Source organism: Pseudomonas sp. IT-P100 (genome assembly GCF_949767185.1).
Lineage (GTDB): Bacteria > Pseudomonadota > Gammaproteobacteria > Pseudomonadales > Pseudomonadaceae > Aquipseudomonas > Aquipseudomonas fluorescens_B.
This window is the reverse complement of the sequence record NZ_CATKQK010000057.1, coordinates 20,684-34,682: the sequence shown is the minus strand read 5'-3', so window position 1 is coordinate 34,682 and position 13,999 is coordinate 20,684. Positions and strand designations below refer to the sequence as shown.

Genomic DNA, 13,999 nt, shown 5'->3' with positions numbered 1-13,999 from the left:
GGCCTTTGTGGCGAGGGAGCTTGCTCCCGCTGGGTCGCGAAGCGGCCCCAAAAGTTTTGCGTCTGCTTCGCAGCCGAGCGGGAGCAAGCTCCCTCGCCACACAGGCTCGCTCCTACAGGGGCGAAGGTGTTCATTTCACTTCCGGCGGCGTGGTGAACGTGTGATACGGCGCCGGTGACGGGATGCTCCACTCCAGGCCTTCCGCTCCATCCCACGGTTTGGCCGGTGCTGGCGGGCCGCCGCGGATGGTCTTGATCACGATGAACAGGAAGAAGATCTGCGTGGCACCGAACATGAACGCGCCGATCGACGACACCATGTTGAAGTCGGCGAATTGCAGGTTGTAGTCCGGAATCCGCCGCGGCATGCCCGCCAGCCCCACGAAGTGCATCGGGAAGAACGCCATGTTCATGCCGATGAACGAGAGCCAGAAGTGCAGCTTGCCGAGGGTTTCGTCGTACATGTGGCCGGTCCATTTCGGCAGCCAGTAGTAGGCCGACGCGAAAATCCCGAAGATTGCACCTGGCACCAGCACATAGTGGAAATGCGCGACCACGAAGTAGGTGTCCTGGTACTGAAAGTCTGCCGGGGCGATGGCCAGCATCAACCCTGAGAACCCGCCAATGGAAAACAGGATCACGAACGCCACCGCGAACAGCATCGGCGTCTCGAAGGTCAGCGAGCCTTGCCACATGGTGCTCGCCCAGTTGAACACCTTCACTCCGGTGGGCACCGCGATCAGCAGCGTGGCGTACATGAAGAACAGCTCGCCCACCAGCGGAATGCCGACCACGAACATGTGGTGCGCCCAGACGATGAACGACAGGAACGCGATACTGGCCGTGGCATAAACCATCGAGGTGTAGCCAAACAGCGGCTTGCGCGAAAAGGCCGGAATGATCGAGCTGACGGCACCGAAGGCCGGCAGGATCATGATGTACACCTCAGGGTGACCGAAGAACCAGAACACGTGCTGGAACAACACCGGATCACCGCCACCGGCGGCACTGAAGAAACTGGTGCCGAAGTGAATGTCCATCAGCATCATCGTCACGCAACCGGCCAGCACCGGCATCACCGCAATCAGCAGGAATGCGGTGATCAGCCAGGTCCAGACGAACAACGGCATTTTCATCAGCGTCATGCCGGGGGCGCGCAAGTTGAGGATGGTCGCGATCACGTTGATCGCGCCCATGATCGAACTGATCCCCATCAAGTGGATGGCGAAGATGAAGAACGTCACGCTTTCCGGCGCGTAGGTCGTCGAAAGCGGGGCGTAGAACGTCCAGCCGAAGTTCGGCCCGCCACCGGGGGTGAACAGGGTCGACACTAGCAGGATGAACGCCGCCGGCAGCAGCCAGAAGCTGAAGTTGTTCATCCGCGGCAGGGCCATGTCCGGTGCGCCGATCATCAGCGGGATCATCCAGTTGGCGAGGCCGACGAACGCCGGCATTACCGCACCGAACACCATCACCAGACCGTGCATGGTGGTCATCTGATTGAAGAATTCCGGCTGGACGATCTGTAACCCCGGCTGGAACAGTTCGGCGCGAATCACCATCGCGAACGTACCGCCCAAGAGGAACATGGAGAACGCAAACCACAGGTACAGCGTGCCGATATCCTTGTGGTTGGTGGTCAGCACCCAGCGCATCAGACCTTTGGCAGGGCCGTGGGCGTGATCGGTAGCATGACCATGATCATCAATGACGGCGCTCATGGCGTGTCTCCTGCAAACAGATGGGCTGGGCAGGCCGGGGCGCGCTGCCCCGACCGGTTCCTTGGTTGCGCAATAGGCCGGGTCATTGGCTTTCCGCCTGTTTCAGCTCCAGCACTTCTTTAGGAGTGACCATGTCGCCTTTGTTGTTGCCCCAGGCGTTACGTTCGTAGGTCACGACCGCCGCGATATCGACTTCCGAGAGCTGCTTGCCGAACGCCGCCATGGCGGTGCCAGGCTTGCCGTGGAAGACAATGCCCAAGTGATCCTTGATTGGGCCGGTGGCGATTTTCGAGCCCTTGAGTGCCGGGAACATCGGCGGCAAGCCTTGGCCTTCGGCCTGGTGACAGGCCACGCAAGTGGTGTGATAAACCTTGTCGCCACGCTCTTTAAGCTCGTCGAGGGTCCATTCCTTGCTGGTCAGCTCTTTGAGCTGCATGGCCTCGGCCTTGCGCTCGCCCAGCCATTTTTCGTAATCCGCCTTTTCCTTGACCTCGACCACGATCGGCATGAAACCGTGGTCCTTGCCGCACAACTCGGCGCACTGCCCGCGGTAGATGCCAGGTTTGTCGATGCGGGTCCAGGCTTCATTGACGAACCCCGGAATCGCATCGCGCTTGACCGCGAAGGCCGGCACCCACCAGGAGTGGATAACGTCGGCGGAGGTCACCAGGAAGCGCACCTTGGCGCCAATCGGCAGCACCAGTGGCTTGTCGACCTCCAGCAGGTAGTGCTCGCCCTTGGTTTCCTTGTTGTGAATCTGGTCGGCGGGCGTGGCCAGGTTGCTGAAGAACTCGACGTCCTGACCCAGGTATTTGTAATGCCACTTCCACTGATAACCGGTGACCTGGATATCGATATCCGGCTCACTGGCGTCGTACATCTTGATCAGGGTCGCCGTGGCAGGAACCGCCATGGCCACCAGGATCACGAAGGGCACGATGGTCCAGAGGATTTCGACGGTGGTGCTTTCATGAAATTTTGCGGCCACCTGCCCGGTCGAGCGACGGTGGAGGATCATCGACCAGAACATGGCGCCGAAGACGATGATGCCGATCACTACACAGATCCAGAAAATGGTCATGTGCAGGTCAAATACTGCGTGACTGATTTCAGTCGCTCCCGGCGCCATATTCACAGTCCAGGCGGCGTGCGCCTGACCGAAAATCGACCACAACAGGAGGCCCATCCAGACGTGTGGATGTCGCATCATTGCGGGTTCCCCTTATCGTTCTTGTTATCCCGCCGGCTTTCACCTGCGGCAAGGGAGCGGCATTTCAGACTACGAACTTGAATCGCCGGGCCTTGCTGCGTGTGCAGTCGGGCGTCATCAGCTAACTCCATTCCCACCCGAGTATAGACAGCGACTGCCACCTCGCAACGTGACGGCGTAAATGATCTGAAACAGCTGGGACTTGCGTTCAAGGTCCCGAATGGAGAAGGATGCAGACGAGTGGTGGCAAATGGATATAACTGTGATGTCTCAAGGATGAAACAATTATGACAAATGCGTCTTAGCCTTTTTCGTATGCAAGCTAAGTTATGTCTTCCCTATTTCATTGCCTTTGTTTCCTGGAGTTTTCATGAACACCGCCGCATTGCGCGAGCAGATCCAAAAAGCCCAACAACACGAGGCCGAGACCGGCCTGTTGACGCGTCAGCTGGAAAGCAAACTGCCTCATCTACACCCAACGATCCAATTGCCGGAGGCGGATGCCAACGGCGTGTTGACGCGTTTTGTCGCCGCCTACATCGATGAAGTTCCTGATCTGCTGGATGCAGCCAATGAAGTCGCCAGGGAAGCGGGTATCGAGTCACAGATCAAACCGGTGCTGAAAATTGCCGAGCAGTACTTCCTTCAGCCGCCGACCATCATGGCGGGTCACATCGGGCTCGACAGCCTGCTGGACGAAGCCTATCTGGCGCATCGGTTTGTCGAAGAGGTCAACGACCTGTACATCAAGCACTTTGGCCAGCCACTGATCCCATTGGACATGACTGTCGCCAACCTGATTGCTCACCAACTGATCGGTGAGGAATTTGCCAACCAACTGGATGAGGCGGTGCATCACGCCGTGGACGAGATGCTCAACGATGAAAGCTTTGCGCTGGAGTCGGTGGAAGCCTATCGCGAGAAACTCAGCAGCCCCGATACCGGTGCTGCGTGGAAGCGCTGGCCGTGCATGTCACGCCGGTTGGGCGTAGGGCTGGAGCTGGATCAGCCCGCCGCCTGATCCAACTGAAAAACCAAACCCCTGTGGGAGCGGGCTTGCTCGCGAAGGCGGTGGGTCATTCAACATTAATGTCGACTGACTCAGCGCCTTCGCGAGCAAGCCCGCTCCCACATTGTCTATGTTCAGGCCGTAGAACCTACTCCGGTGGTAGTCCGCAACCGCCCTTCAAGCCTGCGCTTCAACCCCCGCGCTTCAATCAACAGCGTCGAACCCTTGGCCGCATTGGCCCGACCCCATTCTTCAAGCAACTCCAGGCACGAGTGATCGATATAGCTCAGGTTATTGAGCGGCACATGCACCGTTGCACCGGCGGGAATGGTCCCCAGCACCTGAGTCAACGCCGGCACCTTGAGAAAGGTCGCAGCCCCGATCAAGCGCAACTCCATTTCACCGTCCTTGGGCAGATCGATCAGGCTGATCTTCAACCGCGAGGCTTTCCACGCCAGTTTGGCCAGGGTCAGGCCGAAGCCGATCAGGACGCCGGTCAACAAGTCGGTGAAGACAATCGCCAGCGCTGTCGCGGCGTAGGTGAACATCGGCATCCGGCCATAACGGCCCAGACTGCGGAAGGCCTTGAGGTCGACCAGTTTGAAACCGGTGTAAACCAGCACACCCGCCAAACTTGCCACCGGAATGCTCTGCAGCACGCTGGACAGCAGCAACACGAACGCCAGCAGCCATAGGCCATGGAATATCGTCGACAGTCGTGTGGTGGCGCCAGCCTGCACATTGGCCGAGCTGCGCACGATCACGCCGGTCATGGGCAACGCACCGAGCAGGCCGCAGAGCATGTTGCCGACGCCTTGTGCCGAGAGTTCCCGGTCGAAGTCCGAGCGTTGACCGCTGTGCATGCGGTCTACCGCAGCGGCAGACAGCAGGGTTTCGGCACTGGCGATGAAGGCGACAGCAAAGGCCGCGATCAGCAAGGTCGGATCAGCAAGATTGAGCAAGTCCGCCGGTTTCAGCCAGTCGATGGCTTCCGCCAGATTGGCCGGGACCTCCACGCGTTTGACCTGCAAGGCGAGCATCAGGCTGGCGACAGTCGCCAGGCCTACACCCAGGAGCGCTCCCGGAATGAAGCGCAGGGAATGCGGGCGCAATTTTTCCCACAGGTACATCACCGCTATGGTTGCGAGCCCGAGCAGGCCGGCCTGCCAACCAAAAGAAGGCAAGGCTTGCGCCACGGCAGCCGGAAAGGCCGCCAGGTTATCCAGCCCCGACGGTTTGGGCACGGCGTCGAGCATCACATGCACCTGTGACAATACGATCAGCACGCCAATCCCGGCGAGCATGCCGTAAACCACCGCCGGCGCTGTTACCCGAAACCAGCAGCCCAGTTTCAAACGTCCGGCCACCAATTGCAGAAACCCCGCCAGCAGCAGAATCGGCCCGAGCATGGCGATGCCGTGCTGGCGCACCAGTTCGAACACCAGAACAGCCAGACCCGCCGCCGGACCGCTGACTTGCAGGGGCGACCCCGCGAGCCAACCCACGACCAGACCACCGATGATGCCGGTGATCAGGCCTTTGGCCGGCGGTAATCCCGAAGCGATGGCAATGCCCATGCACAAGGGCAGGGCGACCAGAAACACAACCACTGAAGCGAGCAGCTCCCGTGGCAGAACAGCTTTGAGTTGCGCAGCACGCATGGTGATTCTCCCGAAGATTTCTTCAGGCATGGCGTGGCCTGGCCGCTGAAACAGCGGCCAGGGTCAAACCACACAGATTTTTAGGAAGATTTAGAAGCGCGCTTTGGGCGTCGCCACCGGAATCGGATGGCTGCCATCGAGCGGCAGGAAACGCCCCTGATCGGCGTCATAAGCTTTGATTGCGCTGGTTTCGATGTCATAGACCCAGCCATGGATGAACAGATGACCGTTCGCCATGCGCGAGGCTACCGAGGGATGAGTACGCAGGTGCTGCAGTTGGGCGATGACATTCTCTTCGGTGAGGATGTGCATTGTTTCGTTTTCGTCGGTGCAGTTGCAGTTGTCGTGCACCATGGATTTCGCGACTTCCGCATGCCGCAGCCAGGCTTTGACCGTGGGCATCTTTTCCAGGCTGTCGGGATTGAGCACGGCACGCATCGCGCCACAATCGGAGTGGCCGCAGATGATGATGTGTTGCACGCCCAGCGCCAGCACCGCGTACTCGATGGCGGTGGAAACACCACCGTTCATTTGGCCATAAGGCGGTACGACGTTGCCGACGTTGCGAGTCACGAACAGATCGCCAGGCGAACTGTGGGTGATCAGTTCGGGCACGATGCGCGAGTCGGCGCAGGTAATGAACATCGCCCTTGGCTGTTGGGCGGTGGCGAGTTTTTTGAAGAGCTCTTCCTGCTGCGGAAAGATCTCATGATGAAAATGCAAAAAACCATCAACGATATGCTTCAACGCTGCATCGGCGGTTTCCGCCTCGGGTTGGGCTGAAGCCGACGCAGCCAACGGCTGTTTATCCTTGTCACTCATGAATTCATCCTCATTGGCGGAGTCAGGGAATTTTCCCGTTTTGTCCGGTGTGAAGCCAGTGGCTGTTTAAAAAACATCCAGGTCGGAAATCTCGACCCGTCAGTCACTCGATGAACAAGGTAGCTGCCGAAACTTAACTCAAACTGAATCAACTGCTCTAGAACGTGCGTTACAGGTTACAAAAAATGTGACCAGGCTAATTATGTCGCACGTTTCCTACTACTCAACCATAGGCCAATTGTCCTCAAATCAACGACATCTGGCGACCCGGCGGACAAAAGGCGTCGCAATCCAGATTGAAACCTTCCCGTCGATTGAGCCCCAGGCGTTTGATGGTTTTGGCAAAGCGCTGCGCCAACAGATCGGCAAACGGACCTTCGCCACGCATTCGGGTGCCGAACCGACTGTCATACAGTTCACCGCCGCGGCTCTGGCGAATCAGACTCAACACATGGGCTGCTCTTTGAGGATAGTGGGCCGCCAGCCATTCCTCGAACAACGGTGCCACTTCCAGCGGCAGGCGCAACATCATGTAGGCCGCACTTTGTGCTCCGGCCGCCTGCGCCTCGGTCAGCAGGCTTTCGAGCTCGCTGTCGTTGATCATTGGAATCATCGGTGAACACAGAACGCCCACCGGAATCCCGGCCTCGCGCATTACGCGGATCGCCCGCAGACGGGCCTTGGGCGCAGCGGCGCGGGGTTCGAGGATGCGTTTGAGTTCATCGTCCAGGGTGGTCAGGCTGATCATCACCGCTACCAGCCGTTGTTCGGCGAGTTCAGCCAGCAGGTCCAGGTCGCGCAGAATCAGCGAGCCCTTGGTGATGATCGTCACCGGGTGACGGTAACGCAGCAGCACTTCCAGGGTTTTGCGGGTGATCTTGTGTTCCCGTTCGATGGGCTGGTATGGATCGGTGTTGGAGCCCAGGTTGATCGGTGCGCACTGATAGCCGCGTTTGGACAGTTGCTCCTCCAGCACATCGGCGGCATTGGTCTTGGCAATCAGTTTTGTTTCGAAATCCAGCCCCGGTGACATGTCCCAATAAGCGTGGCTGGGTCGTGCATAGCAATAGATGCAGCCGTGCTCGCAACCGCGATAGGGATTGATCGAACGATCGAAGGGCAGGTCCGGCGAGTTGTTGCGGGTAATGATGGTTTTCGCGGTCTCGATGCGCACCTCGGTGCCCTGGGTCATCGGCGCTTCCTGATACCAGCCATCGTCCTCCGCCACTGAGTGGTTCGGGGCGAAGCGGTTGTGCGGGTTGGTGGCGGTGCCGCGTCCGCGGGGAGGCAAGGGAGTGCTCATCGATCAATACTCTTTGCTGTATGTGCATACAGTATCGAAGGATGAACGAGCCGGCCAGTGCCGTTCGGCACTCCGACAGGGCAGGAAACTTCTTGGCAATGAAGTTGGCCGGCGAGTTCAACCTGGTGACATTCCGGGAAACATATGACGAATAGCTTGGAGACTAAATTAATAAGTAGTATCCGTCTCGCACGAAGTTTCGTGTCTTAATTAATTAAATGGATTTCATTAATGTCGATTTTTAATCAGCGCGGTATCTTTTTACAACTTATGCAGCCAAGTGCTTCGGAACCAAACACGCTCGTTTCAATACAGCTTGCCCGTATGGAATTGGGTTTTGATGCCGAAAATGAAGTGCAGACCGAGGCCCTGGTGGATTCTGTCTACATGACTGCAACTTCAGTTGATGGCGGTCGTTCGTTCGATATCAAAAAAGTCAAAAGTGATGTGGACGGTGACGGCGATATCGACAGCGACGACAAGGAAAAACTGCTGGCTCTGGCCAAAGCTTATTCCAGTATCGTCAATCCGTAAGCCTGGTTACTCACTAAACCTGTGAGAGTGCCGCGCAGGTTTAGTTGTGAAGTGCGAGTTGAATCAGCCGTCGCAGGTATTGTTGGAAAGCACAAATTCAAAGGGAGCGGATTCACGATTCTTTGACAGATGGCTCACGGACCTTTGACCGCTCGACGCTCATTGTGGCGTCGTCACCCCGCCTCCCAATACGGTCGTCAAGCATGTCCCCACGCCTTATTCCTGCGATGTGTTTGTCGCTGGTTGCACTGTTCAACCTGACGTTTGCTCACGCTGATGAGACAGTCGTGCCCCGTCCTGCGGAGTGGGCTCAACCGGTCGGGGTTCAGTACAACCTTTTCCAGATGTCCCCGACTCTCTACCGCAGCGCATTACCCGATCGCGGAGCCGTTCCCTTGTTGGCAAAACTCAAGGTCGCCACGGTGATCAACTTCCTGCCCGAGTCCGATTCAAGCTGGCTGGCCACACCCGGTATCGAACAGGTGCAACTGCCCTACCGCACCAATCACGTGGATGATGCGCAAGTCCTCACGGCCCTTCGTGCCATTCAGAGCGCCGAAGCCAAAGGCCCGGTGCTGATGCATTGCAAACACGGCTCGGACCGTACTGGCCTGATGGCCGCCATGTACCGGGTGGTTGTGCAGGGATGGAGCAAGGAGGACGCCCTGAGCGAGATGACTCAGGGCGGCTTTGGTGACAGCACACACTTCAGGGACGGTGTTCGTTACATGATGCAGGCCGATGCCGAGAAGCTGCGCACAGCGCTGGCCAACGGGGAGTGCAGCACGAGCCCGTTCGCTGCGTGTTCGATGAAAAACTGGTTCAAGTCCGCCCATGTCGAGTAAACAGCACCTCCCACGGCATTGCGCTGTGGGAGGTGATCACTGGACTCAGTGCTGTTCGTCAGGCTTTTTCTTCAGCTTCGGGTTCGGGAAAAACTGTACGGCCTGAACCTTGGCGTCCGGTACCTTCAGCGCCGAAACATTGACCCGCGTTCCCAATTCCTTGGGGACGGACAGGCCTTGTTCATTCAACGTGTCTGAATACCCGCAGGCCACGCACTCGCGGTGCGGGACGTCGTCTTCGTTCCACATCATCAACTTGTCCGGCTCGCTGCACGCCGGGCAGACCGCCCCGGCGATGAAGCGTTTTTTCGTCTTCACAGGCGCCTCACTCATGCTGCTGCGTCCTCACTCAGGCCGCTGTGGCGCAAGAGTGCGTCAATCGACGGCGCACGGCCACGGAAGTCGACGAACAGCACCATCGGTTCCTGAGAACCGCCGCGGGCCAGGATCGCTTCGCGGAAGGCGCGACCGGTTTCGGCATTGAGCACGCCGTCCTCTTCGAACTTCGAGAACGCGTCGGCGGACAGCACTTCTGCCCATTTGTAGCTGTAGTAACCCGCCGCGTAGCCGCCAGCGAAGATGTGGGCGAAGCTGTTCGGGAAGCGATTGTAAGCCGGCGGGCGCATGACCGAGACCTCGTCGCGCACGCCTTCGAGCACTTGCAGCACGCTGCGGCCATCGCCGTGGGTGGCATGCAGTTCGAAGTCGAACAACGAGAATTCCAGCTGGCGCACCATCATCAGGCCGGACTGGAAGTTCTTCGCCGCGAGCATTTTTTCCAGCAGATCCTGGGGCAGTGGCTCACCGGTTTCGTAATGACCGGAAATCAGCGCCAGGCCTTCCGGCTCCCAGCACCAGTTTTCCATGAACTGACTTGGCAGCTCGACCGCATCCCACGCCACGCCGTTGATGCCGGAGACGCCCGCGTGTTCGACGCGGGTCAACAGGTGATGCAGGCCGTGACCGAATTCGTGGAACAGGGTGGTCACTTCGTCGTGGGTCAGCAACGCAGGCTTGCCGCTGTCGGCCGGTGTGAAGTTGCACACCAGATTGGCCACCGGGTTTTGCAGTGCGCCTTCAGCGGTGCGGCGACGGTCGCGGGCGCCGTCCATCCAGGCGCCGCCGCGCTTGTTGGCGCGGGCGTAAAGGTCGAAGAAGAAGCGGCCGACATGCTGGCCATTTTCCTTGATCTCGAACAGGCGAACGTCCGGGTGCCAGGTGTCGAAGCCTTTTTGCTCGGCGATTTCGATGCCGTACAGACGTTGAACGATGGCGAACAGGCCGCTCAACACTTTATCAATCGGGAAGTAGGCGCGCAGGGCTTCCTGGGCAACGCTGTAACGTTGTTCGCGGAGTTTTTCACCGTAGAAACCGCTGTCCCAGCTTTGCAGGTCCGGGCAGCCTTGTTCGGCAGCATAGGCCTTGAGCTGTTCCAGATCCTGGACGGCGAACGGCTTGCTGCGTTTGGCGAGGTCGCGCAGGAAACTCAGCACCTGATCGCTGGATTCGGCCATTTTGGTGGCCAGGCTCAGCTCCGAGAAGCTGGCGAAGCCCAAGAGTTTTGCCAGCTCCTGACGCAGGTCGAGAATTTCTTCCATCACCGGGCCGTTATCGTTCTGACCGGCATTCGGGCCTTGGTCCGACGCACGGGTACAGTAGGCAGCGTAGACTTCTTCGCGCAGGGCTCGGTCGTGTGCGTAGGTCATCACCGCGTAGTAGCTCGGGAATTCCAGGGTGATCAGGAAGCCTTCCAGCCCCTTGGCCTGGGCAGCGGCGGCCATTTGCGCCTTGGCCGAATCGGTCAGGCCGGCGAGGGCCGCTTCGTCGGTAACGTGCTTGGTCCAGGCTTGGGTCGCATCGAGCAGCTGGTTGGAGAAGCGGCTGCCCAGCTCTGACAATTTGCTTTGCACTTGGGCGTAACGCTGTTGCTCGGCTTCTGGCAGATCAATACCCGACAGACGGAAGTCACGCAGGGAGTGTTCCAGGATAGTTTTTTGCGCCACGTCGAAACCGGCGGCTTCCGGGCTGCTGGCCAAGGCTTCGAAGGCCTCGAACAATTCGCGGTTCTGGCCCAGCTCGGTAGAGTAGGCACTCAGGGCGGGCAGGCAGGATTCGTAGGCTTCGCGCAATTCGGCGCTGTTGCACACGGCATTCAGGTGGCTGACCGGGCTCCAGGCAGCGCCCAGACGATCGTTGAGTTCGTCCATCGCCAGCACCAGGCCGGCCCAGGTCGGTTGTTTGCCCTGGGTTTTGAGGATCTCGATAATCGCGGCGCGGTTGTCAGCCAGGATCTGTTCAATGGCCGGTTGCACGTGTTCGGCACGGATCGCCGAGAACGGAGGCAGGTCGTAGGACTGCAGAAGAGGGTTGTTCACGCTCACGGTTGGCACCTTGGCTGGAAGAAACATGCCGCCATCTTAATTACAATCGACGCTCACCGCAGCTATCGGCAACAGAGAGAAACCCTATCGTGACCCTTCGCAAGTATCAGAACCACACGCCACTGCTGGGCAAAGGCGCTTTTGTCGACAGTTCGGCGGTGGTGATCGGCGACGTCGAAATCGGCGATGACAGCTCCGTTTGGCCGCTGACGGTGATCCGTGGCGACATGCACCGCATCCGTATTGGCGCACGCACCAGCGTGCAGGACGGCTGCGTGCTGCACATCACCCACGCCGGGCCGTTCAACCCTGATGGCTTTGCGTGTTTGATCGGTGATGACGTGACCATCGCGCACAAAGTCATGCTTCACGGATGCAGCGTGGGCAGTCGGGTGCTGATTGGCATGGGCAGCATCGTCATGGACGGCGCTGTGGTCGACGACGATGTGATCATCGGCGCCGGCAGCCTGGTTCCGCCGGGCAAACGCCTGGCCAGCGGCTTTCTGTATGTCGGCAGCCCGGTGAAACAGATCCGTCCGCTGACTGACAAGGAACGAGCCTTTTTCACCTACAGCGCGGCGAATTACGTGAAGCTCAAGGATCTGCATCTGGCTGAAGGCTACGACCAGATCTGACCTCGACGCCCATATTCAGGATTCAACATGCATTACCAAACCATTTTGTTCGACCTTGATGGCACCCTGACCGATCCGCGGGAGGGCATCACCCGCTCAATCCAGTTTGCCCTGAGCAAGCTGGGAATTGACGAGCCCGACCTGACCCGACTCGAACATTTCATCGGCCCGCCGTTGTTGCAGGCGTTCATGCAGTTCTACGACTTCGACGAACCCAAAGCCTGGGAGGCGGTGAGTTTCTATCGCGAGCGCTTCAAGGTTACCGGCCTGTATGAAAACCGCGTATTCGATGGCGTTACGCCGCTGCTGGAAACCCTCGGAGGGCAAGGGCGCCAGCTGTACATCGCGACCTCCAAGCCGTGGGTCTTCGCCCGGGAAATCGCCCGGCACTTCGACTTCGCCAAACACTTCAAAGTCATTTACGGCAGCGAACTGGATGGCACGCGGACCAACAAGGTCGAGCTGATTGCCCACCTGATGGCCGAAGAAAACCTGGACCCGGCGAACACCCTGATGATCGGCGATCGCAAACACGACCTCATCGGCGCGCGCAGCAACGGACTGGATGCCGCGGCGGTGGGTTATGGTTTTGGCAGCCGGGAAGAGTTGAGCGCAGAAGCGCCGACGTATCACTTTGAAACGCTGGATGAGATGCATCAGGCGTTTTTGCGGCACTGACACTCAAATGTGGCGAGGGTGCTTGCGCCCGTTGGGTCGCGTAGCGGCCCCAAGATCGGCAAGAACGCCACTGCGACGGCTTCGCCGCCGAACGGGAGCAAGCTCCCTCGCCACAGAATTACGTGCCCGTCAGTTTTTTTAGCGCTGTCTTACGCTCACCAACGGGCAATGCACCCAGCTTCTCTACCGCTGCATAAAACTTCACCCAATCCCCATCCACTTGCCTGAACAACGCCGCAAACGCCGGTACCCATTGGTCGTACAAACCAAACGGTAACAACCGGGCGTTGTTCATCGGTGCGTTGATCCAGGCGTCGTAGCGTTTGTCACCCGTCCATTGGCTATCGCGTAACTGCCGGTATTCGGTGCGCAACCGCTCGAACTCGGCTGCTTTGCGTTGACGCATCAGCTCGCTGGCCAGCGGCTGTGCGTATAGCTGTTCAAGCCGCGTACGAGTGTCCAGCACCAACTGAATAAACTGATCCCGCCGCTGCGCCAGGGCGCCATTGTCCGGCGCCAACCCGCGATGGGCACGCCACTGCCGAGTGCCTTCCTGTTCCACGAACGTGGCGAAAGACTCGTTGAACTCGGTGTCGTCCTTCACATAAAAACGCTGATGCGCCAACTCATGGAAGATCAAGGTCGCCAACCGCTCATCGCCCCAACCCATCATCGAACTGATGATCGGATCGTTGAACCAGCCGAGCGTCGAATAGGCCTCGACACCGCCGATCGACACGTCCATACCTTGCAGTCGCAGCAATGCTGCCTCGCCACGGGCCGCGCTCTGGCTGTAATAGCCGCGATAGGCCACGCAACCGGCGATGGGGAAACAATGGTTTTGCGGTGTGAGGGAAAATTCCGGCGTGGCGAACACGTTCCAGACTACGAACGGGCGGCCAATGTCAGCGTACAAGCGGTAGCTCTGGTTATCCGGCAGATGCAGATGCTGGCTGGCGAACGTTCTTGCCTTTTGCGACTGGGCCAGATGCGCACGCAGCTTCTGATCGCGAGCAGGGTCGGCAATCACCTCGGTAACCGGTTCCCGAGCCCGCAGCAATTGCAGCTGACCACTGGCCAATTGGCCGTAATAGCTGAAGCTGGCGCAGCCGTTGAGCAACAAAAACAACACACCCGGAAACAAAACGCGCAAAACGCGATCAAGTAACCCAAGGCTTGGAAGCGGCCTGATCAAAATAAA

The 13,999-nt window shown here is 58.8% G+C and carries 13 protein-coding genes; 5 read left to right on the top strand and 8 right to left on the bottom strand.

The window, feature by feature from the left end; genetic code table 11:
• Positions 1-130: 130 nt before the first annotated feature.
• Positions 131-1,720 (bottom strand): cytochrome c oxidase subunit I, encoded by a 1,590-nt coding sequence (ctaD, locus tag ACM6IQ_RS26980; protein ID WP_017341777.1) that lies wholly within the window; start codon positions 1,718-1,720, stop codon positions 131-133.
• A gap of 82 nt (positions 1,721-1,802) precedes the next feature.
• Positions 1,803-2,930, bottom strand: coding sequence for a cytochrome c oxidase subunit II (gene coxB / locus ACM6IQ_RS26975; RefSeq protein ID WP_017341778.1), 1,128 nt, complete (start codon positions 2,928-2,930; stop codon positions 1,803-1,805).
• 370 nt (positions 2,931-3,300) lie between these two features.
• On the opposite strand from coxB, the gene ACM6IQ_RS26970 reads away from it, so the two are divergent.
• A complete protein-coding gene (locus tag ACM6IQ_RS26970; protein WP_017341779.1) occupies positions 3,301-3,951 on the top strand; it encodes a hypothetical protein in 651 nt (216 codons plus the stop codon).
• A 122-nt stretch (positions 3,952-4,073) separates the two neighbouring features.
• On the opposite strand, the gene ACM6IQ_RS26965 is transcribed toward ACM6IQ_RS26970, so the two are convergent.
• The 3 genes from ACM6IQ_RS26965 to ACM6IQ_RS26955 form a co-directional block, all read right to left on the bottom strand.
• Entirely contained in the window at positions 4,074-5,600 is a 1,527-nt protein-coding gene (locus tag ACM6IQ_RS26965; protein ID WP_414880280.1) for a SulP family inorganic anion transporter, read from the bottom strand.
• Between the two features lie 90 nt (positions 5,601-5,690).
• Complete coding sequence (locus tag ACM6IQ_RS26960; RefSeq protein ID WP_017341781.1) at positions 5,691-6,422, bottom strand: carbonic anhydrase; 732 nt, start codon at positions 6,420-6,422, stop codon at positions 5,691-5,693.
• A 244-nt stretch (positions 6,423-6,666) separates the two neighbouring features.
• Entirely contained in the window at positions 6,667-7,725 is a 1,059-nt protein-coding gene (locus ACM6IQ_RS26955; RefSeq protein ID WP_414880279.1) for a PA0069 family radical SAM protein, read from the bottom strand.
• 231 nt (positions 7,726-7,956) lie between these two features.
• Between ACM6IQ_RS26955 and ACM6IQ_RS26950 the strand changes: the two genes are divergently transcribed.
• Together ACM6IQ_RS26950 and ACM6IQ_RS26945 are read left to right on the top strand one after the other, a co-directional pair.
• Positions 7,957-8,259: a hypothetical protein gene (locus tag ACM6IQ_RS26950; RefSeq protein ID WP_031319208.1), complete on the top strand. Its 303-nt coding sequence runs from the start codon at positions 7,957-7,959 to the stop codon at positions 8,257-8,259.
• 203 nt (positions 8,260-8,462) lie between these two features.
• A complete protein-coding gene (locus ACM6IQ_RS26945) occupies positions 8,463-9,104 on the top strand; it encodes a tyrosine-protein phosphatase (RefSeq protein WP_031319209.1) in 642 nt (213 codons plus the stop codon).
• Between the two features lie 45 nt (positions 9,105-9,149).
• Here the strand turns inward: ACM6IQ_RS26945 and ACM6IQ_RS26940 are convergent, their stop codons facing one another.
• Together ACM6IQ_RS26940 and prlC are read right to left on the bottom strand one after the other, a co-directional pair.
• Positions 9,150-9,437, bottom strand: a complete 288-nt coding sequence (locus ACM6IQ_RS26940) for a YheV family putative zinc ribbon protein (protein ID WP_017341786.1) — start codon at positions 9,435-9,437, stop codon at positions 9,150-9,152.
• Positions 9,434-11,512: an oligopeptidase A gene (gene prlC / locus ACM6IQ_RS26935; RefSeq protein WP_414880278.1), complete on the bottom strand. Its 2,079-nt coding sequence runs from the start codon at positions 11,510-11,512 to the stop codon at positions 9,434-9,436. The genes ACM6IQ_RS26940 and prlC overlap by 4 nt, the downstream gene beginning before the upstream one ends.
• Before the next feature lie 62 nt (positions 11,513-11,574).
• Between prlC and ACM6IQ_RS26930 the strand changes: the two genes are divergently transcribed.
• On the top strand, positions 11,575-12,120 hold the full coding sequence (locus ACM6IQ_RS26930) for a gamma carbonic anhydrase family protein (protein WP_414880277.1): 546 nt from the start codon (positions 11,575-11,577) through the stop codon (positions 12,118-12,120).
• Between the two features lie 27 nt (positions 12,121-12,147).
• Positions 12,148-12,798, top strand: a complete 651-nt coding sequence (locus ACM6IQ_RS26925) for an HAD family hydrolase (RefSeq protein WP_414880276.1) — start codon at positions 12,148-12,150, stop codon at positions 12,796-12,798.
• 118 nt (positions 12,799-12,916) lie between these two features.
• On the opposite strand, the gene ACM6IQ_RS26920 is transcribed toward ACM6IQ_RS26925, so the two are convergent.
• Positions 12,917-13,993 carry an aminopeptidase gene (locus tag ACM6IQ_RS26920; RefSeq protein WP_414880275.1) on the bottom strand — a complete coding sequence of 359 codons (1,077 nt, stop codon included), beginning with the start codon at positions 13,991-13,993 and terminating at the stop codon, positions 12,917-12,919.
• Positions 13,994-13,999: the final 6 nt, after the last annotated feature.